This is a genomic window from Pseudomonas sp. HD57-3 (assembly GCF_056113135.1).
On record NZ_CM148568.1, the window covers coordinates 6,114,357 to 6,134,634 of the forward strand.

Genomic DNA, 20,278 nt, shown 5'->3' on the forward strand with positions numbered 1-20,278 from the left:
TCAGCGCTTGGCGATGATGTACACCGCATGCACGATCCCCGGGATGTAACCGCACAACGTCAGCAGAATGTTCAGCCAGAACGCGCCGCCGAACCCGACCTGCAGAAACACACCCAGTGGCGGCAACAGAATGGCGATGATGATGCGGATAAAGTCCATGGGGCAGCTCCTGATTGGGGGTTGGCTCACCTGAGCCATACAAGCTAATCGACCTGTGCCGTTTGTCAGGGTTCAGTGCTATCGACAGACAGAGTGCGCAAGACCACTCAGGCCAGTATTTGCAGACCGTGTTTCTGCACAATGCTGAGCAACTTCAAAGCCATTCCGCTTGGATGCTTATCCCCTGATTCCCATTGTTTGACGGTCGACGCGCTGGTGTTCAAATAACGCGCGAACACTGGCTGACTGACGTTGTTGCGCTCACGCAACGCCTTGATCTGCTCCGCCGGGATCGCATCTGGAACCGCTGCAAGGCACGACTCATCAAACTCACGCATCGTTGCCTTGCTGATCGCACCGACTGCATGCAGGGCACTGACCGACTCGTGCACTGATTCAAATACTTCACTCTTGAATTTTTTACTCATGAGTTATCTCCACAAACGCCTTCATGACCAGCAAGCCTTGAATCTGCTCTTCGGTAAGTTGTGCATAGGCTTTCGCCAGCTTGCGCAGCTCCTTCAACTCTGCAGAATTGATATTGCTCCGATCCTTTTTGGCGAACAGCACCTGATAAATCCAGTAACGCCCGCCCTTGGCCAGAACTATCGAACGGTGGCGGTTTTCGTTCAGGCGCTTCTTCCAGACTCCGCCTCCCAGATTGTCCGCTTGCCCATCAAGCATCTCGGCGAAAGCCTCGCGAAGCTCGTCGTCGGTGATCCATGCTTTGCTGGCCTGTATCGCAAAACCTTTTGTCTTGAACAACCTGAACGACATCGGTATCCCTTCCAAAAATATATACCACTCAGTGGTATAGATTACAAAGCCTGTCTTTCGACAAGGTTGTTCTGCCGGCTTCGGCAATCCTTGCCGAACCCCACTAAATAAACACTGCAGCGGCGATCCCTCAAGCGATAAACCGCGATGGAAAAATCCGGCCACAAAAAAACGCCCCACGCCAAAAGAATCAGGCGTGGGGCGTGCGTTATACCGCGAGACGGTTCTTGAATTCGGGTGGGAAACTTCAGCTCAGACGGCAATCCCTTTGCGGCATTGCAGCTGCGCGGTGCGTACCCGGGAGAAAGCGCGGGCCAGGCGCAGGAGCATTTCGTCGATGTTGGCCTTGCTGACGTTGAGCGCCGGGGTGAAGCGCAGGCAGTTGGCTTGTGGGGCGTTGAGCAACAAGCCTTCGTGAAGCGCGGCTTTGACGACGGCCTCGGCGGAGTCTTCCGACAGGGTCAGTCCCCAGAACAGTCCTTGCCCGCGCAACTCGCCATGTTCATAACGATGCGCCAGACGGGCGAGCCCTTCGCGCAGATGCTGGCCGTTGTCCCGGATTTGTTCGAGGAATGCGCGGTCTTGCACGCTGTCGAGCACGACCAGCCCTGCGGCGGTCATCAACGCGTTGCCGTGATGAGTGCCGCCCAACTCGCCGGGGTCGAAACAGCAGGCCTTGCCTCGCGCCAGCAGCGCCGCCAGTGGAACACCGCCGCCGAGGCCTTTGCCGAGCACGACGATATCGGCGCGCACGCCGTAGGATTGTTCGGCGAGCAGAGTGCCGCAGCGGCCGATGCCGGTCTGCACTTCGTCGAGAATCAACAGAATTCCCAATTCACGGCAGAGGCGTTCGACACCCTTGAGGTAATGTTCGGTCGCCGGGATCACCCCGGCATCGCTCTGGATCGGTTCGAGCATGATTGCCACGGTCTGCGCATCGACCGCCGCATGCAGCGCCGGCAAGTCGTTGAACGGCACCAGATCGAAACCCGGCAACAACGGCGCGAAGCGGTTGTGCAGGTTGCAACTGTCCGACGCCGAAATCGTCGCCAGACTACGTCCGTGACAGCCTTGTCTGGCGACAATGATCCGCGAGGCGCCGCCGCGATACAGTTGGCCCCATTTGCGCGCCAGTTTGATCGCCGCCTCACAGGCTTCGCTGCCACTGTTGAGCAGGTAGGCCTGATCGCTGGAAGTACTGGCGCACAGGCGCTCGGCGAGGCTGAGCATGCCGCGGTTGTGCAGATTGAAGCCGGGATTGATCAGGGCCTGGGCCTGGCTGGCGATGGCCTTGACCAGCGCCGAAGGGCTATGGCCGAGGCTGTTGGCACCTCCGGCCTGGGAAAAATCCAGGTAGGCGCGGTCATTGCTGTCCCACAGCCAGGAACCCTGGCCCCGAACGAATACCTGTTGTGGGCGCTCGACGCTGGGCATTAGACGTTCGGCATTCAGGCCGTCAGCGGCATCCGATTCCTGGGTTTCAAAAGCCAGGTCATCGAGGCTCGGCGTCTGGCGCCGCAAACTGAACAGATTCATTGAAAAAAACCTCGATCGAGGTTTTTTGAACTGCCTATGTAAACACTTTCAAAACAAACGCTGGTCATTGCGCTTTCCGGCCCTGTAAGCCTTGTGAATGCGGTTAGACTAGGCCTGTTCACGGCCACGAGCCATTTCGATTTCTCAGCATTTTCGATAAGTGTTACTTATGGATTTCAAACAACTGCGTTATTTCGTCGCGGTCTACGAAGAAGGACATGTCGGGCGTGCCGCCGAGCGCCTGTCGATCTCTCAGCCCGCGCTGTCCCAGCAGATCCGCCATCTGGAACAGAACCTCGACGTCACGCTGTTCGAGCGCAGCAGCAAACGCCTGCTGCCGACCCTTGCCGCCCACACCTTGTACAACCACGCTTTGCCACTGCTCGACGGCATGCAGCGTGCGCGAGAGGCGCTGGGTAACTTCAAGGGTCAGGCACTGCGCACATTGGCGATTGGTGTACTGCAAACCGTGCACACCAGCCTGGTGCCGCAGATGCTTGAGCGGGTGCGCAAGGCCCAGCCGCATCTGGTCGTACAGATTTATGAACTGACGGGGCTTGAGATCGAGCGGCGTCTGCTCAACGGCTCCTTGGATATCGGCATCAGCTATCTGCCGCCACGTCAGCCGGGGCTGCACGGCGTGATGCTGTACGAAGATGAACTGACGCTGGTCATCCCGGCGGATCATCCTCTGCGGGAATTCAAGAAAGTCTCGATGAGTCAGGCGGCCGAATTGCCGATGCTGCTACTGGGCGAAGAATTTCAGATCCGCCAGATCTGGCAGGCCCAACTGGCCAGCCTCGGACGACGCCCGCAAGTGCAGGCCGAACTGAACAATATGGTGGGGATTCTAGACAGCCTGCCGCATACCCGTCTGGCGACGGTGCTGCCCGGTCGTTCGCAAAAGGAGTACGACGATCAGGATCTGTTGTGGAAACCGTTGAGTGAGCCGCGTGTACCGTTGAAGGTCGGGCTGGTGTGTCGCGATGTCCAGCGCCAGCAGGCGCCATTGGCCTTGCTGCGAACGTTGCTGGAAGAGGTGATGCAGCGTGAGGACAAACCGCTGAAAGGTGCGCCGCTGGACGCGTTGAGCTGAAAACTTTTCTGCGGGCATAAGAAAACCCCGCCGAAGCGGGGCTTTGCAGACTGTTTCCCTGACATCCATTTCACTCCGCCACCCTGGCAGAATCCTACGTGTCCGTGTTGTTGCTTTGCGCTTCCTGCGCGACGTCCATGGAAAGTAGATTAGCTCTGGATCCAATCTACGCCTATGGGAGAACAGCAGCACGTCATGTAAGAGATCGCTTACATGACGTTACATCATCAGAAATGCGCAGCGTCCAGCAGGAACAGCGACTCGCTGCCGGCCTTGACCGACGCGCTCAACGAGTGAATCCGCGGCAGCAGACGGGCGAAATAGAACCGCGCCGTACCGAGTTTGCTCGCGTAGAAATCGTCCTGCGCTTCTTTGCCCAGCGATGCCTTGGCCATCAGCGCCCACATGTACGCGTAAGCGGTGTAGCCGAACGCTTGCAGATACTCGACCGATGCCGCGCCGATTTCGTTCGGGTTGGTTTTAGCCCGGTCCAGCAGCCACGAGGTCAGCTCGTCGAGGGTGTCGACGGCGTCATTCAGCGGCTTGGTGAACTCGCCCAGATCGGCACTGGCGGTCGCGGTGAAATGGCGGATCTCGTCGGCGAACAGCTTGTAGAACGCGCCGCCGCTGCCGACGATCTTGCGACCCACCAGGTCCAGCGCCTGAATGCCGTTGGTGCCTTCGTAGATCTGGGTGATGCGCACGTCACGCACCAGTTGCTCCTGGCCCCACTCGCGGATGTAGCCGTGGCCGCCGAAGATCTGCTGACCGTGGACGGTGGTTTCCAGACCCAGATCGGTCAGGAAGGCCTTGGCCACTGGCGTCAGCAACGCAACCAGATCTTCCGCGCGTTTGCGGGTGGCGGCGTCTTCGCTGAACTTGGCGGTATCGAGTTGCATCGCCACGTAGGTGGAGAACGCACGGCCGCCTTCGTTCGAGGCTTTCATGGTCAGCAACATGCGACGCACGTCCGGGTGGACGATGATCGGGTCGGCCACCTTGTCTTTGTTCTGCGCGCCGGTCGGCGAACGGCTCTGCAAGCGGTCGCGAGCGTATTCGATGGCGTTCTGATACGAGCGCTCGCCGGTGGCCAGGCCCTGGATGCCGACGCCCAGACGCTCGTAGTTCATCATGGTGAACATCGCGGCCAGGCCCTTGTTCGGCTCACCGACCAGGTAACCCACGGCTTCGTCGAAGTTCATCACGCAAGTGGCGGACGCCTGGATACCCATCTTGTGTTCGATCGAACCGCAGTTCGCCGGGTTGCGCGCGCCCAGGCTGCCATCGGCATTGACCATGAACTTCGGCACCAGGAACAGCGAAATGCCTTTCGGCCCAGCCGGTGCGTCCGGCAGTTTGGCCAGCACCAGGTGGATGATGTTCTCGGTCAGGTCGTGCTCACCGCCGGTGATGAATATCTTGGTGCCGCTGACCTTGTAGGAGCCGTCGGCCTGAGGTTCGGCTTTGGTGCGGATGATGCCCAGGTCGGTGCCGGCATGCGGCTCGGTCAGGCACATGGAGCCGGCCCAGACACCGGCGTACATGTTCGGCAGGTAAGCGGCTTTCAGTTCTTCACTGGCGTGGGCGTTGATCGACAGGCAGGCGCCGGCGGTCAGCATCGGGTACAGACCGAAGGACAGGCTGGCGGAGTTGACCATTTCTTCAACTTGGGCGGAAACGGCTTTTGGCATGCCCATGCCGCCGTAGGCCGGATCACCACCAACACCGACCCAGCCGCCTTCGGCATAAGTCTGATAGGCCTGTGGGAAACCGGCCGGCGTGGTGACGGCACCGTCGGCCCAGTGGCAGCCTTCTTCGTCGGCAGCACGGCTCAGGGGCGCGATGCTTTTGCTGGTGACCTTGCCGGCCTCTTCGAGAATGGCTTCAACGGTTTCCGCGTCCACGGTCTCGGCCAGGGCCGGCAGTTCGGCCCAGAGTTTGGCGACTTCGAACACTTCATTGAGGACGAAGCGCATATCGCGCAGCGGCGCTTTGTAGTCAGCCATGGCAAACCTCGCAAAGATCTAAACAGGTGATTCGTGGAAGGGTGTTTTCGTTGAGCTGGAGTGTAACCCAACAACTTTTGCGACACATAGGGTCAGGCGGTGACTGTTTTGTTATTTTTAGTCACCAACAATCAGCCATAAAGAAGCCCGCAATCTGCGGGCTCTTTTGTTTAACAGTGGCGTGTTACAGCGCAAACAACTGCGCCGGAAGTTTCATCAGGCAATCGCCACCCGCCTCGATCGCCGAACGATGCGCCGCGGTGCGCGGCAACAGGCGCTTGAAGTAAAACTCGCACGTCGCCAGTTTGCCCTGGCAGAAATCGCCATCACCCTCGCCCGACTCCAGCTGCGCCTGGGCAACCAGCGCCATGCGCAACCACAGGTAACCGAGAACGATGTAACCGCTGTACATCAGGTAATCCACCGACGCGGCGCCGACTTCATCCGGGTTCTTCATCGCGGCCATGCCGACCTTCATGGTCAGCTCGCCCCACTGCTGATTGAGGCCATCAAGCTGCGCGACAAACTCGCCCAGTTGCGGATGCCCGGCATTGGCCGCGCAGAACTTGTGGACGATTTTGGTGAAGTTGCGCAGCAGCTTGCCCTGGCTGCCCAGCACTTTGCGCCCGAGCAGATCCAGCGCCTGAATGCCGTTGGTGCCTTCGTAGATCGGCGCGATCCGGCAGTCGCGGACCAGTTGCTCCATGCCCCACTCGCGGATAAATCCGTGGCCACCAAACACCTGCATGCCGTGGTTGGTCACTTCCAGCCCGGTATCGGTCATGAACGCCTTGCAGATCGGCGTCAGGAACGCCAACAGGTCTTCGGCTTCCTGACGCGCGTCGGCGTCCGGGCTAAGGTGCGCGACATCGAGCATCTGCGCGGTGAAATAGGTCAGCGCGCGGTTGCCTTCGTTGAAGGCTTTCATGGTCAGCAGCATGCGTCGCACGTCCGGGTGGACGATGATCGGGTCGGCCGGTTTGTCCGGAGCTTTGGCGCCGGTCAGGGCGCGCATCTGCAAGCGGTCGTTGGCGTATTTGATTGCGCCCTGGAAACTCGCCTCGCCCAGACACAGGCCCTGCATCCCGGTGCCGAGGCGCGCGTGGTTCATCATGGTGAACATGCAGTTCAGGCCCTTGTTCGGCTCGCCGATCAGGAAGCCTTTGGCGTCGTCGAAGTTCAGCACGCAGGTGGCCGAGGCCTTGATGCCCATCTTGTGCTCGATCGAACCGCAGGAAACGCCGTTGCGCTCCCCCGCCTCACCGGATGCGTTCGGGAGGAATTTCGGCACGATAAACAGCGAAATCCCTTTGGTCCCGGCCGGTGCGTCCGGCAGTTTGGCCAATACCAGATGAATGATGTTGTCGCTCATGTCGTGCTCGCCGGCTGAGATGAAAATCTTGCTGCCAGTCACTGCATAACTGCCGTCGGCCTGAGGCACGGCGCGGGTCTTGATGATGCCCAGGTCGGTGCCGCAATGGGCTTCGGTCAGGCACATGGTGCCGGTCCACTGGCCCGCGGTGAGTTTGCGCAGATAGGTGTCTTTCTGTTCTTCGGTGCCGTGGGCATGGATTGCCGACATCGCGCCGTGGGTCAGGCCCGGGTACATGCCCCAGGAAGTGTTGCTGGAGGCGACCATTTCGCTGATCACCAGCCCCAGCGAACTCGGCAGGCCCTGGCCGCCATAAGCCGGATCTGCCGCCAGACCGTGCCAGCCACCTTCCACGTATTGTGCGAAGGCTTGCTTGAAGCCTGTAGGCGTTGTCACCACGCCGTTGTCGAAATGGCAGCCCTCTTCGTCGCCGCTGCGATTGAGCGGTGCCAGAACGTTCTCACAGAACTTCGCGCCCTCGTCGAGGATCGCGTTGATCATGTCCGGGCTGGCGTCGTGGGCGCCGAGGGCCGCGTACTGAGTGTGGAAGTCAAAGACGTGGTCGATCAGAAAGCGCATGTCGCGCAGGGGAGCTTTGTACTCGGGCATGGTGGCTTCTCCTTCAGCAGATTGCTTCAACCTACTGCCGGCCACCCTGCCCCACAATCACTGTCCAGACGCTGAATGCGCCGTCATCACTCAACCTGCGGCGCTGTCCATGCGCACCGCGCCACGGCGGTTTTGCCCGAACGCCATCACACAGTTTCGTCCTGCGCCCTTGGCGCTGTAGAGCGCCTGGTCGGCGGATTTCAGCACTTCTTCCGGGGTGCGCTGTTCCAGGCGTTCGGCCACACCGATGCTGACCGTGACCGACACGCTGGATGCCCCCGAGCCTGAGCGACGCTGACGCCCCTGCTGATCATCCTGCGGGCGACTTTCCTGATTTCGCAGCTGGATGTTGTAGGACGCAATCGACTCGCGGATGACTTCCAGGTGCGGCATGCACTCTTCAAGAGTCTTGCCCGCAAACACCAGGGCGAATTCCTCACCGCCATAGCGATAAGCCCTACCACCGCCGCTGATTTTGGACAGCTTGCTGGCGACCAGCCGCAAGACCTGGTCCCCCACGTCGTGGCCGTGGGTGTCGTTGAATTTCTTGAAGTGATCGACGTCGCTCATCGCCAGCACATAGTTGCGACCCAGTCGCTGCATGCGCTCGTTGAGTGCGCGGCGGCCCGGCAAACCGGTGAGTTCGTCGCGGAAGGCCATTTGATACGCCTCGTGCGCCACCGCCGCCGCAATCATCAACATCACCTGGCTGCACATGATGTTCAGGGTGAACGGCAGGATGAAGGTTTTCGGCAGCATCCAGAACACCCCGAGCAACCCCACCAGTTGCGCCGCGTGCAGCGGACGCGGGTTGCGCCAGTATTGCCAGGCCAGCAACAGAAACGCCGAGATGAACACCGGATACGACAACTGGATCAGGCTCATCCATGCGCCATGCAGCGCCGGCCAGCGGATCTCGGAAAGCCACATGAGCAACGCCTGCGGGTAACTTTGCTCAAGCCCCAGCGCCACGCTGCCAAAGGCCAGCAGCACGGCGAAGCGCGCGACCATGTCCTGAAACAGGTGCGTGCGTTCCTGCCACGCGGCGAACAGCCCGAACAACAAGGGCAATAGCAGGCAGACCAGATGGAACACCACGGCCGCGTCTTCGCGCACCTTGCCGTTGTCGCGGTAATAGTCGGTCTGGGTGTCGAGCAGGAAGTAGGCGATGTACACCGTGACCATCAGAAACAGCTCGCGCTGGCGTCGGTAAACCGCACAGTAGGAACCGCCCAACAGCAGCACCAAGGTCGGCAACACGTTAAACAGCGAGGTGAAGAACACGTTGAGGTCTTTGACGTACGCAGCCGCCAACCCCGCGAGCAACAACAGCAGTGAAGGTAGGAAATGACTGAAACGTACAGCGGAAGAACGCGGCAAGGGTAAAAGCTCCGACCCGTCATGGCAAAGAGATGGCATTGTGCCTGCAATGTGGCCAGTTAAGCACACACAATGTGATCCAGATCACAGGCTGTCTCTTTAACGGCCGAAATCGGCGGTTGCTGAGGGATTTAGTCAGGTTTTTTGCGCAATGGCCGCCAGACGGCCACCATGGCCATCATTCTTGATGGCCATGGTCTGCGTTTCTGCTCAGAGATCGTTGTAGAACGGCTGCAATGGCCCCTCGGCAGCCGGCCGGCCTTCAGCGCCGTAAGGCTTGAGATTGAGCGATGCGTCCATCGCCTGGCGAGTCGTGACTTTCGGACTGGCCGGGCGCTGAGTCACGGCATTCTCGTCGCCGATGTGGCCCTGTGGGATCACCAGCGATGGATGATCGAACGGTGCCCGTTCCCAGGCCACGCGCGGATCGGTCAGGCCGACTTCCATGAATTTCACCACGGCATCGATTTCGGCAGGCGTCAGGTTCAGCGCCGTCATGTCCGGATCGAGGTTGGAGGTGTTGTGCTGGTTCACCGCCGGATGCTCGAAGCCGCTGGTGTTGTTGGCGTCTTCCCCGCGCCGGTCACCGCCACGGTTGTAGAACTCCATCACCTGCTTGAGCGTCGAGCGGCTGCCGTTATGGAAATACGGCCCGGTCAGGGCGATGTTGCGCAGGGTCGGAGTCTTGAACGCGCCGTCGACCGAATCGCGGAATCCGACATTCGGCTTGAGCGTGGCATCGCACGGAATCGCCGCACTCAACGGCGCCTCGAACGTGCAGACATCGACGTCCAGCGGATCGACCGACCGGCCGCCCTGCAACACGGTGTTGTACTGACGGGTGAACGACCATGGATTACCCCACGCATCCGCGCCGCCGAGGGCGAGGTCTTCCGAAGTCGGGCGCACACCGGTGTTGTAGAAACCGTTGTCGTAAAGGGTGGTCAGGTTGTCGGCCATCACCATGCGTTCGATGCGTTCGCGCGGATGCATCAGCAGGCGGCTCGCGGCGTTGGTCAGCTCCGGCCCGCCGTGGCAATTGACGCATTTGCCCTTGCCGAGAAACAGGTTCATGCCCTCGACCTGTTGCGCGTTCATTGCCGTATGGTCGCCTTGCAGGTAGGCGTCGATCGGCGCCTGATCGGACACAAGCGTCGCCTCATACATCTGGATCGCCAGACCGAAGAACAGCGGGAAATTGGCCTCCATCTGGGTGTACGGCGCACCGCCCACCAGAACGTTTTGCGTGGCGTTCCACAGCCGGGGCTGGAAGGCGTTCTTGATCAGTTCGCGATAGGTCGGCCGCCGCGCGCCGGACACCGGAGCCAGTACCGAATCGGTAGACGAAATCCGCTGCTGCTTGAGCATCAGCGTGTCGAGCATCCTGCGGCCGATGTCGGCAAAGGTACGGCCACCGCAGGACATTTCCACCGGGCTGCCGGGCGGGCCGACGGCTTGTGAAGCGGCAGACGCATCGTTGAGCGCCAGCCGCACTTTGGTGGCGACCGTGCTGCGTTCGCTGGTCACGTAGATCCCGGCATCCGGGTCGCGATTGCCGAACGGCGAGAAGCCGTTGAACACGTTATTGGCCCGACCATCCCAGAAGTTGCGAACGTTGAACGCGGCGTTGATCACCGACGGCGCATTGCGCCCGGTGCTGCGGCGAACGTTGATGCCACCGACCTGAAACAGACCGTCCGGCTGCTGGGTGCATTTGTCGAAACGCGGCTGATTGGGTTTGACGAAGTTGGCGTCGAACACGCCTTGCGAGCCGACCACGTCGTCCGTCGAGTACACGATGGGCGAGTTGCGCTCCAGCGGATTGCTCAGCACGTGGGTCGGGAAGTCGGTTTTTTTCAGCGTGTAGTTCGGGCCGCCCTTGCCGCCGGACAACGTCGCGTAGGACGCCACGTCACCGGGAATGTCCGACGCCACAAACGGCTTGTTGAAGATCGACGCGACGTTGGCGTTGGTGTGCGCCTGGCCGGGGTTGAGCTGGTTGGTGATGCGGTGGTCGACGCCGGCGTGGTAGTGGCAGGACGCGCAGGCCGTGGACCCATCGCTGCCGATCTCCATGTCCCAGAACAGCGCCTTGCCCAGCAGGATCGCGGCTTGGCGGTTGAGCACATAGTCGGTCATCAGGTCGACCTTTCGTCCACCTTCGGTCCCGGACGGATCTGGGGGCACCATCCCGCGCAACGATTGCAGCGAAGGCACCTCCGGCACGGGAGGATCGACTTCGGCGGGGTCGGCAGCCCATGCGCTGTGGACTGATAGCGCAACGGGTAACCAGAAGGACAAACGAGCAAGTCGACTGATGTTCATAGGCTTCACCCTGACTGTTGTTGTTAAGCGCCGGGCGTCTTGCTTCTTTGAGCAGGCAGTTCTGGTTAGCACCGGTAAATCGGGCAGTGCAATTAATTGGCCACTCTTCTGGAAACATTTTGAATCAATAAGCGCAGGGGTTCGGCTAAGGAGTGGCTTCATCAATGCTGGGGAATCAGCCCCGGTATTGGGGAAATCCGGGCACAAAAAAACCGCTGCCCCCGAGGGAGCAGCGGTTTTTCGAAAGACCGCGTTAAGGCTTAGTAGCCCAGTGCGAAGTCTTCTTCTTTCATGTCCATCAGGTTGTTGGCGCCCGACAGCATGGTGGCCACGTGCGTACGGGTACGCGGCAGGATGCGCTGGAAGTAGAAGCGCGCGGTTTGCAGCTTGGCGGTGTAGAACGCCTCGTCGGTGGTGCCCGCAGCCAGTTTTTCAGCAGCCAGACGCGCCATGTCAGCCCAGAAGTAGGCCAGGCAGGCATAACCGGAGTACATCAGGTAGTCCACGGAGGCCGCGCCGACTTCTTCGCGATCTTTCATGGCAGCCATACCGACCTTCATGGTCAGCTCGCCCCACTCTTTGTTCAGTGCAGCCAGCGGTGCGACGAACTCTTTAACGGCTTCGTTGCCTTCGTTGTTCTGGCAGAACTTGTGGACGATCTTGGTGAAGCCTTTCAGAGCCTCACCTTGAGTCATCAGCACTTTACGGCCCAGCAGGTCGAGTGCCTGGATGCCGGTGGTGCCTTCGTACAGCATCGAGATGCGGCTGTCGCGAACGTTCTGCTCCATGCCCCACTCGGCGATGAAGCCGTGGCCGCCGTAGATCTGCACGCCGTGGTTGGCGGATTCGAAACCGACTTCGGTCATGAACGCTTTGGCGATCGGAGTCATGAAGGCCAGCAGTGCGTCGGCTTTCTTCTTCTCTTCTTCGTCCACGCCGTATTTGACGATGTCGACCTGTTTGGCGGTGAAGTACACCATCGCACGGTTGCCTTCGGCGAATGCCTTCATGGTCAACAGCATGCGGCGTACGTCTGGATGAACGATGATCGGGTCAGCGGCCTTGTCCGGCGCTTTCGGGCCAGTCAGGGAACGCATTTGCAGGCGATCGCGAGCGTATTTCAGGCCGCCCTGGAAGCCGATTTCGGCGTGGGCCAGACCTTGCAGCGCGGTACCCAGACGTGCGGTGTTCATGAAGGTGAACATGCAGTTCAGGCCTTTGTTCGCCGGGCCGATCAGGAAACCGGTCGCGCCGTCGAAGTTCATCACGCAGGTCGCGTTGCCGTGGATGCCCATCTTGTGTTCGATCGAACCGCAGGTCACGGCGTTGCGTGCTCCGACGGTGCCATCAGCATTCGGCATGAACTTCGGCACGATGAACAGCGAGATGCCTTTGGTGCCGGCCGGTGCGTCCGGCAGGCGGGCCAGCACGATGTGGACGATGTTGTCGGCCATGTCGTGTTCACCGGCCGAGATGAAGATCTTGGTGCCGGAAACTTTGTAGGAACCGTCGGCCTGAGGTTCGGCCTTGGTACGCAGCATGCCCAGGTCGGTGCCGCAGTGCGGTTCGGTCAGGCACATGGTGCCGGTCCACTCACCGGAGACCAGTTTGGTCAGATAGGCTTCTTGCTGCTCTGGGGTGCCGTGCTCGGAGATGGTGTTCATCGCGCCGTGCGACAGGCCCGGGTACATGCCCCACGACCAGTTGGCTTCGCCGACCATCTCGCTGACTGCCAGACCCAGCGACTCAGGCAGGCCCTGACCGCCGTGCTCGACGTCATGTGCCAGGCTTGGCCAGCCGCCTTCCACGAATTGCTTGTAGGCCTCTTTGAATCCGGCCGGGGTTTTCACACCGGACTCGCTCCAGGTGCAGCCTTCGGTGTCACCCACGCGGTTCAGCGGTGCCAGCACCTGCTCACAAAACTTGGCGCCCTCTTCGAGAATGGCGTCAACCATGTCCGGCGTTGCGTCTGCGCACGCTGGAAGGCTCTGATAGTGCGCTTCGTAGCCGAGCAGTTCGTCACGAACGAAGCGAATATCACGCAAGGGGGCCTTGTAGTCAGGCATAGCGATAAACCTCTGCTGATGTAACCGGGAATGAACGACCGCGTAGATTTGTTGTGACGGTCAAACAGTTGTTTGAAACATACGTTTACGCCGAAATCTTGTCAAGCGTCGTTCTTTTGCCATTCGTCATCACATTTTCCGAACGCCGGACACAGCAGCGCGACATGCGCCCGACCGGGCCATGTGCACTGAAAAAAGATTAGTTGAGGGAGAAGGACTTACAACGAAAAACGCCGCGAACAGTCGCGGCGTCTGGCAAAGCGCAGATCAAAAAATCAGGCGAAGGTATCGATGATCGTACCGAGCATTTCATCGGAAGCCTTGGCGACTTTCACGCCCAGTTCCGCCTGAAACTTGCCTTGGGCCATCTCGACCATGTTGCTGGCAAGGTCCGATTGCTGGGCACGATCCACGGAACGCAGACGATCGACCTGCACTTCCGAAGACTGGCTGGTGACCGAACGCTCGATAGTGCTGCTGGCGATCTGGCTGGCGGCCTGATCGACGCGGTTCTGCCCGGTCTGAATGGTACTCAGACCTGCATAAAAAGCTGTGTTTCCGGAGATTTCCATGGGAGCTCTCATCCTTGGGAAGGATCAATGGGTGCCATTGAACCAGAGGCGTCAGAAAAACACCCGTCAAAAACACTAATGGCACAGTGCCTTGTCATAGCCAAAATCAGTCGAGCAGATCCAGTTGCAAGTGATCGGCGACCGCTTCAGCGCTGACGGCTTTGAGTTTCGGCACCCGCCCCAGGCACGGTGCCGGAATCCGCTCGGCGAGTGTCGCCAGGTTTTCCTCCAGCCGCGACGTCTTCGGATCAATGATGTTTGCCACCCAACCGGCCAGTTGCAGCCCGTCACGAGCGATCGCCTCGGCCGTCAGCAACGCATGACTGATGCAGCCCAGGCGCACGCCGACCACCAGAATCACCGGCAGCTTCAGCGCAATCGCCAGATCCGACAGATTGTCCTGATCCGCCAACGGCACCCGCCAGCCGCCCGCGCCTTCGATCAGCGTGAAGTCGGCGTTCATGGCCAGAATCTCGCGCATCGGCGCCAGCAACGATTGCACGGTCAACGCCACACCCGCCTCACGCGCTGCCAGATGCGGCGCGATCGCCGGCTCGAACGCCACCGGATTGACCTGTTGATAAGTCAGCGGCAACGAGCATTCGGCCTGCAACGCCAGCGCATCGGAATTGCGCAAACCTCTGGGCGTCACCACACAACCGGACGCCACCGGTTTACCCGCTGCCGTGCTCAGTCCCGCCGACCGCGCAGCGTGCAGCAATCCGGCGGCGACGGTGGTCTTGCCAACGTCAGTGTCGGTTCCGGTGATGAAATAGGCTGCGCTCATAAGGGTTTCTCCAACACGGCGTAGACCACCTGATAAGTCGCCGGCAAGCCCTGCGGCTGACGGAACTGCTCATAGGCTTCGACCAGCCCCAGAATCCGCGCCCGCCCGGTCAATCCACCCGGCCGGCCAGGGTTCAGGTTATGCGCGCCCAGGGCCTTGAGTTCATGGGTCAGGCTGCGCACATCCGGGTAATGCAGCACTTGCGGCCGGTTCTCCAGACAGACACTGCGCAAACCACTGGCCGCGCACAATTGCTCATAGCGGGCGAACTCGCGGAAGCGGTTGACGTGCACCAGGCCATCGACCTGACGCCAGCTGTCGCGCAATTCGTACAGCGTCCCTACACAAAGACTAGCAAACGCGAAAATCCCCCCCGGTTTCAGCACCCGAAACGCTTCGCCGAGCACCGCTTCGAAGTCCGCGCACCACTGCACGGCGAGGCTGGAGAAGATCAGATCGCAGGTCGAATCCTGCAACGGCAAACGTTCGGCATCACCAGCGATAAAGTGTGTGGCCCCGCCCAACGGCCGCGCGTGATTGAGCATGCCTTCAGCGATATCCAGCGCCAGCCCCTCACCAAATCGCTCGGCCAGTGCCCGTGTGAAATACCCGGTGCCGCAGCCCAGATCCAGCCAGCGTGCCGGCCGAAAATCCACCGGCAAGCGATTCATCAACTGCGTACCGACATCGCGCTGCAACTCGGCGACGCTGTCATAGCTGGCCGCTGCACGAGAAAAAGATGCCGCGACCTGGCGCTTGTCAGGCAAGCCGCCGGGCAACGCCGCAACAGACAAATCAGTCATCACCGCACTCACTTAAAAACGCCTGGATCGCACCCGCTACACCGTGGGGATCTTCCAGAAGAAACGCATGGCTGGCCTGCTCGATCAGACCGACCTCGACATCTGCCAGCAACGCGAACAACTCGCCCGCGGCCTCCCCCGGCACCAACCCGTCCAGCCCGCCAAACAGATGCAATTGCGGGCCACGAAACGCCTGCAAGGCATCGCGCGTATCGATCTGCGCCAACAACTCCAGACCGGCCATCAACGCGGCCGGCGAGGTAATCGGTGCGCCACCGAGCAACAGCCGCGACAAGCCGCGCGCATCTTGTGCGCCTTGAGCACACAGCAGAGAGAATCGCTTGAGAGTCGTGCGCGGGTCGGCGCCGCAGCCGGCCAGAAACGCATCGAAGGTCTCGCCGGGCATCGCGCTCGGCCACTGTTCATGGGCGACAAACGAAGGATTGCTCGCCAGGGTCAACAAGCCGCAGCAATGTTCACCACGCCGTGCCGCCAGCTCGGACGCGAGCATGCCGCCCAGCGACCAGCCGCCGAGCCAGGCATCTTCGGGGATGCGCTCATCGAGTTCGTCGAGCCAGTCTTGCAGATCGCTGGAGTCCAGCTCCGGTAACGGCTCGATGTCGACCTGCAGGTGTTCGTCGAGTCCGCGCAACGCTGCGGCCAGCGGCTCCAGCGGCGAAACGCCGAGCCCCCAACCCGGTAGCAGAATCAGGCGATCACGCATGGCTTGGCTCCGACTTGAGTTGGGCAAAGCAATCGGCCAGTCCTTCTAACAATAGCTGCACCTGTGCCTCGCTGTGGGCGGCGGTCAGCGTCACCCGCAACCGCGCGCTGCCGGCAGGCACGGTCGGCGGGCGGATCGCGGTAACCATCAGCCCACGCTCACGCAGCATCTGCGACAGACGCACGGCGCGACCGGCATCACCGATCAGGATCGGCTGGATCGGCGTGAAGCTGTCCATCAGTTCCAGGCCGATCTGCTCGGCGCCGTGGCGGAACCGGCGGATCAGCGTTTGCAAATGCTCGCGACGCCAGTGCTCGCTACGCAGCAGTTCCAGACTTTTCAACGTTGCACAGGCCAGCGCCGGTGGCTGGCTGGTGGTGTAGATGTAGGGGCGGGCGAACTGGATCAGACTTTCGATCAGCTCTTCACTGCCGGCCACAAAGGCGCCAGCCGTGCCGAACGCTTTGCCGAGCGTGCCGACCAGCACCGGCACGTCCTCCTGACTCAGACCGAAATGCTCGACGATCCCGCCACCGTTTGCCCCCAGCGGGCCGAAACCGTGGGCGTCGTCGACCATCAGCCAGGCGCCTTTCGCTTTGGTTTCCCGGGCCAGCGCCGGCAGATCGGCGAGGTCGCCGTCCATGCTGAACACGCCGTCAGTGACCACCAGCGTATTGCCGGTGGCTTTCTCCAGACGCTTGGCGAGGCTGTCGGCGTCGTTGTGCAAATAGCGATTGAATCGCGCGCCGGACAACAGGCCGGCATCCAGCAACGAGGCATGATTGAGCCGGTCTTCCAGCACCGTATCGCCCTGCCCGACCAATGCGGTGACCGCGCCGAGGTTGGCCATGTAACCGGTGGTGAACAACAGCGCACGCGGCCGTCCGGTGAGATCCGCCAAAGCCTCCTCAAGCGCGTGATGCGGACCGCTGTGACCGATCACCAGATGCGAAGCACCGCCGCCGACGCCCCATTTCGAAGCGCCGGCGCGCCAGGCTTCGATCACTTGCGGATGATTGGCCAGGCCCAGGTAATCGTTGTTGCAGAACGCCAGCAACGGCTGACCGTCGACCACCACTTCCGGCCCTTGCGGGCTTTCAAGCAGCGGGCGCTGGCGATAGAGATTTTCGGCACGACGGGCAGCAAGGCGTGCGGCGAGATCGAAAGACATGCAAGCCTCGACATTCAAGTGACACAGATCCCTTGTGGGAGCGAGCCTGCTCGCGAAGAGGCCTTCACATCCGACATCAATGTCGACTGAAGCACCGCTTTCGCGAGCAAGCTCGCTCCCACAGGGGTTTGCATTCCTTCAGAGGAATCCGCGCAGTTTTTTACACCGCCGCGTTGTAGAACTGCTCGCTGCTCTTCTGCTCCACCAGCGCCTGTTCGATGGCAGCCTGATGCACTTCGTCGGCATGCTCTTCACGAGCTTCCGGCTGAATGCCCAGACGCGCGAACAGTTGCATGTCCTTGTCGGCCTGCGGGTTGGCGGTGGTCAGCAGTTTGTCGCCGTAGAAGATCGAGTTGGCGCCGGCGAAGAACGCCAGGGCCTGCATCTGCTCGTTCATCGCTTCGCGGCCGGCGGACAGGCGCACGTGGGATTGCGGCATAAGGATCCGCGCCACGGCGAGCATGCGGATGAAGTCGAACGGATCGACGTCGTCGGCGTTTTCCAGTGGCGTGCCGGCGACTTTCACCAGCATGTTGATCGGCACCGATTCCGGATGCTCCGGCAGGTTGGCCAGCTGAATCAGCAGGTTCGCGCGATCATCAAGGGACTCGCCCATGCCGAGAATGCCGCCGGAGCAGATTTTCATCCCCGCGTCACGCACGTAGGCCAGGGTTTGCAGGCGCTCGCTGTAGGTGCGGGTGGTGATGATGCTGCCGTAGAACTCCGGCGAGGTGTCGAGGTTGTGGTTGTAGTAGTCGAGCCCGGCCTTGGCCAGTGCTTCCGTCTGATCCTGATCGAGACGACCGAGGGTCATGCAGGTTTCCAGGCCCATGGCCTTAACGCCTTCGACCATCTTCAGCACGTAAGGCATGTCCTTGGCCGACGGGTGCTTCCACGCCGCGCCCATGCAGAAACGGGTCGAACCGATGGCCTTGGCGCGGGCAGCCTCTTCGAGGACTTTCTGCACTTCCATCAGCTTTTCTTTTTCCAGCCCGGTGTTGTAGTGACCGGACTGCGGACAATATTTGCAATCTTCCGGGCAGGCGCCGGTCTTGATCGACAGCAGGGTGGAAACCTGGACGCGGTTGGCGTCGAAATGCGCGCGGTGCACCGTCTGCGCCTGGAACAGCAAGTCGTTGAATGGCTGAACGAAGAGTGCTTTGACTTCGGCCAAAGTCCAGTCGTGACGCAGGGTGGCAGTGGTGCTGGCGCTCATGGGCGGTTCCTTGGTTATGCTTGGCTGGCGCCTGGGGAAACGGAATACCCACAGGCACGACACGGATGTTCGGCATATTTAAGGAAGAGTCATGCGCTGTCAACCACACTACGAACGGCCGGTTTACATCTGGTTAAAAAACAAACAACTCTGTTTATTGTGCGATGAGCCGGCAGACGCGCAAATCCCGATCTGCACCGCCTGTGAAACCGATCTGCCGTGGCTGGGCGATCAATGCCTGACGTGCGCCCTGCCCTTGCCCGCTGCCGGGCTTACCTGTGGTGGCTGCCTGCAGGATCCGCCAGCCTTTGAGCAAGTGGCCGTGCCATGGGTTTATGGCTTTCCGGTGGACACGCTGATCACCCGTTTCAAGCACAACGGCAAATGGCCGCTTGGCCACTTGCTCGCCGACGTTCTCGGCGAGTTCCTGCAACATCGCTTCGAAGAAGACCTGCCTCGCCCGGACGCACTGCTGCCGGTGCCGCTCGCAGCGAAACGCCTGCGCCAGCGCGGCTTCAATCAAGGGGCGATGCTGGCGCAGTGGCTGGGCAAGTCACTCGACCTGCCTTGCGAGGAACACAGCCTGTTGCGCGTGCAGGATACCGACGCCCAGCAGGCCCTCAACGCCAAAGCGCGTAAACGCAATCTGCGACACGCCTTCGCCTTGAGCCCCGATGCCCAGGTGCAAGGCCGGCACCTGGCCCTGGTCGACGATGTGCTGACCACCGGCGCCACCGCCCAGGCGCTGGCCCGTTTGCTGATGGACGCCGGCGCCGCGCGGGTGGATGTGTACTGCCTGGCCCGCACGCCAAAACCCGGCGACGCGGCTTGACGGATACGCCTCGAGCCGCCAACGTCCTCCCTCAACCCTTCAGCACAAAGCGTCCGCCATGTCCCTGCCCACCCTGTTGTCCCAGCACATCGTCCGCCGTCCGCAGCGCATCGCCTTGCTGCAACACATCGCCGAACAGGGTTCGATCACCCGCGCCGCGAAGAGCGCCGGCCTGAGTTACAAGGCGGCGTGGGATGCCATCGATGAGCTGAACAATCTCGCGCAAAAGCCTCTGGTCGAGCGCGCGGTCGGCGGCAAGGGCGGCGGTGGCGCCAAGTTGTCGAGCGAAGGCGAGCGGGTGCTGCGCCTTTATCAAAAGCTGCAAGCCTTGCAGGCCCAGGTGCTGGAAGCGGCCGAGGACGCCAGCGATCTGGACCTGCTCGGTCGGCTGATGCTCAGGACCAGCGCGCGAAATCAGCTGCACGGCAAAGTCGTGCTGATCGAAGGTCAGGGCCGCAACGACCTGATCCGCCTCGAACTGGCCGAAAGTCTGTCGATCGACGCGCAGATCACCCACGACAGCACCGTGCATCTGGAGCTGCAACCGGGCACTGAGGTGGTGGCGCTGATCAAGGCTGGCTGGCTCGAACTGCTCGCGCCAGAAGCCACGCCTGCCGTTGGCCACAACCTTTTGAGCGGTCGGATCGAGGCGATTCTCGACGCCGAAGACGGCCCGAGCGAAGTGCGCATCGCCCTGCCCAATGGCCAGACCCTGTGCGCGCTGGCCGAACCGCTGGACTTGCGCACTCGTGGCCTGACGGTCGAACAACCAGTACAGGTGCAGTTTTCCCCGTCCAATGTGCTGCTCGGAACACCGCTCTAACCGGCGCTGCAACGAAAGCGTCAT

General features: G+C 61.0%; 18 protein-coding genes. 3 read left to right on the forward strand and 15 right to left on the reverse strand.

Features of this window, described 5'->3' with window-relative positions:
- The 4 genes from AC0R79_RS27835 to AC0R79_RS27850 form a co-directional block, all read right to left on the reverse strand.
- A complete protein-coding gene (locus AC0R79_RS27835; protein WP_003228885.1) occupies nt 1–159 on the reverse strand; it encodes a YqaE/Pmp3 family membrane protein in 159 nt (52 codons plus the stop codon).
- Nucleotides 160–266: 107 nt separating this feature from the next.
- Nucleotides 267–587, reverse strand: a complete 321-nt coding sequence (locus tag AC0R79_RS27840) for a helix-turn-helix domain-containing protein (protein ID WP_474732536.1) — start codon at nt 585–587, stop codon at nt 267–269.
- Nucleotides 580–936, reverse strand: coding sequence for a type II toxin-antitoxin system RelE/ParE family toxin (locus AC0R79_RS27845; RefSeq protein ID WP_127800252.1), 357 nt, complete (start codon nt 934–936; stop codon nt 580–582). Before AC0R79_RS27845 ends, AC0R79_RS27840 begins: the two co-directional genes overlap by 8 nt.
- Before the next feature lie 252 nt (nt 937–1,188).
- Nucleotides 1,189–2,472: an aspartate aminotransferase family protein gene (locus tag AC0R79_RS27850; RefSeq protein WP_474732537.1), complete on the reverse strand. Its 1,284-nt coding sequence runs from the start codon at nt 2,470–2,472 to the stop codon at nt 1,189–1,191.
- 169 nt (nt 2,473–2,641) lie between these two features.
- Here AC0R79_RS27850 and AC0R79_RS27855 point away from each other — a divergent pair, with 169 nt between their 5' ends.
- Nucleotides 2,642–3,568 (forward strand): LysR family transcriptional regulator, encoded by a 927-nt coding sequence (locus AC0R79_RS27855; RefSeq protein WP_474732538.1) that lies wholly within the window; start codon nt 2,642–2,644, stop codon nt 3,566–3,568.
- A gap of 227 nt (nt 3,569–3,795) precedes the next feature.
- Here the strand turns inward: AC0R79_RS27855 and AC0R79_RS27860 are convergent, their stop codons facing one another.
- The 11 genes from AC0R79_RS27860 to bioB form a co-directional block, all read right to left on the reverse strand.
- Entirely contained in the window at nt 3,796–5,574 is a 1,779-nt protein-coding gene (locus AC0R79_RS27860; RefSeq protein WP_221534112.1) for an acyl-CoA dehydrogenase C-terminal domain-containing protein, read from the reverse strand.
- Between the two features lie 184 nt (nt 5,575–5,758).
- Complete coding sequence (locus tag AC0R79_RS27865) at nt 5,759–7,555, reverse strand: acyl-CoA dehydrogenase C-terminal domain-containing protein (RefSeq protein WP_474732539.1); 1,797 nt, start codon at nt 7,553–7,555, stop codon at nt 5,759–5,761.
- Nucleotides 7,556–7,645: 90 nt separating this feature from the next.
- Complete coding sequence (locus tag AC0R79_RS27870; RefSeq protein WP_064380305.1) at nt 7,646–8,935, reverse strand: GGDEF domain-containing protein; 1,290 nt, start codon at nt 8,933–8,935, stop codon at nt 7,646–7,648.
- 210 nt (nt 8,936–9,145) lie between these two features.
- A complete protein-coding gene (locus AC0R79_RS27875) occupies nt 9,146–11,260 on the reverse strand; it encodes a cytochrome-c peroxidase (RefSeq protein ID WP_127800260.1) in 2,115 nt (704 codons plus the stop codon).
- A 260-nt stretch (nt 11,261–11,520) separates the two neighbouring features.
- Nucleotides 11,521–13,326, reverse strand: a complete 1,806-nt coding sequence (locus tag AC0R79_RS27880) for a phenylacyl-CoA dehydrogenase (RefSeq protein WP_085609075.1) — start codon at nt 13,324–13,326, stop codon at nt 11,521–11,523.
- 275 nt (nt 13,327–13,601) lie between these two features.
- Entirely contained in the window at nt 13,602–13,898 is a 297-nt protein-coding gene (locus AC0R79_RS27885; protein ID WP_007959856.1) for a hypothetical protein, read from the reverse strand.
- 106 nt (nt 13,899–14,004) lie between these two features.
- The gene (gene bioD, locus AC0R79_RS27890) at nt 14,005–14,685 is read right to left on the reverse strand and encodes a dethiobiotin synthase (protein ID WP_007959854.1); all 681 of its coding nucleotides are present in this window, start codon (nt 14,683–14,685) and stop codon (nt 14,005–14,007) included.
- Nucleotides 14,682–15,488, reverse strand: a complete 807-nt coding sequence (gene bioC / locus AC0R79_RS27895; RefSeq protein WP_127800264.1) for a malonyl-ACP O-methyltransferase BioC — start codon at nt 15,486–15,488, stop codon at nt 14,682–14,684. Before bioC ends, bioD begins: the two co-directional genes overlap by 4 nt.
- Nucleotides 15,481–16,212: an alpha/beta fold hydrolase gene (locus AC0R79_RS27900; RefSeq protein WP_474732540.1), complete on the reverse strand. Its 732-nt coding sequence runs from the start codon at nt 16,210–16,212 to the stop codon at nt 15,481–15,483. The genes bioC and AC0R79_RS27900 overlap by 8 nt, the downstream gene beginning before the upstream one ends.
- The gene (bioF, locus tag AC0R79_RS27905; RefSeq protein WP_221534105.1) at nt 16,205–17,383 is read right to left on the reverse strand and encodes an 8-amino-7-oxononanoate synthase; all 1,179 of its coding nucleotides are present in this window, start codon (nt 17,381–17,383) and stop codon (nt 16,205–16,207) included. The genes AC0R79_RS27900 and bioF overlap by 8 nt, the downstream gene beginning before the upstream one ends.
- Nucleotides 17,384–17,543: 160 nt before the next feature.
- Nucleotides 17,544–18,599, reverse strand: a complete 1,056-nt coding sequence (gene bioB / locus AC0R79_RS27910; RefSeq protein ID WP_007959840.1) for a biotin synthase BioB — start codon at nt 18,597–18,599, stop codon at nt 17,544–17,546.
- A gap of 91 nt (nt 18,600–18,690) precedes the next feature.
- Here bioB and AC0R79_RS27915 point away from each other — a divergent pair, with 91 nt between their 5' ends.
- Nucleotides 18,691–19,431, forward strand: a complete 741-nt coding sequence (locus AC0R79_RS27915) for a phosphoribosyltransferase family protein (RefSeq protein WP_474732541.1) — start codon at nt 18,691–18,693, stop codon at nt 19,429–19,431.
- A 58-nt stretch (nt 19,432–19,489) separates the two neighbouring features.
- Nucleotides 19,490–20,254, forward strand: a complete 765-nt coding sequence (locus AC0R79_RS27920) for a TOBE domain-containing protein (RefSeq protein WP_474732542.1) — start codon at nt 19,490–19,492, stop codon at nt 20,252–20,254.
- Nucleotides 20,255–20,278: the final 24 nt, after the last annotated feature.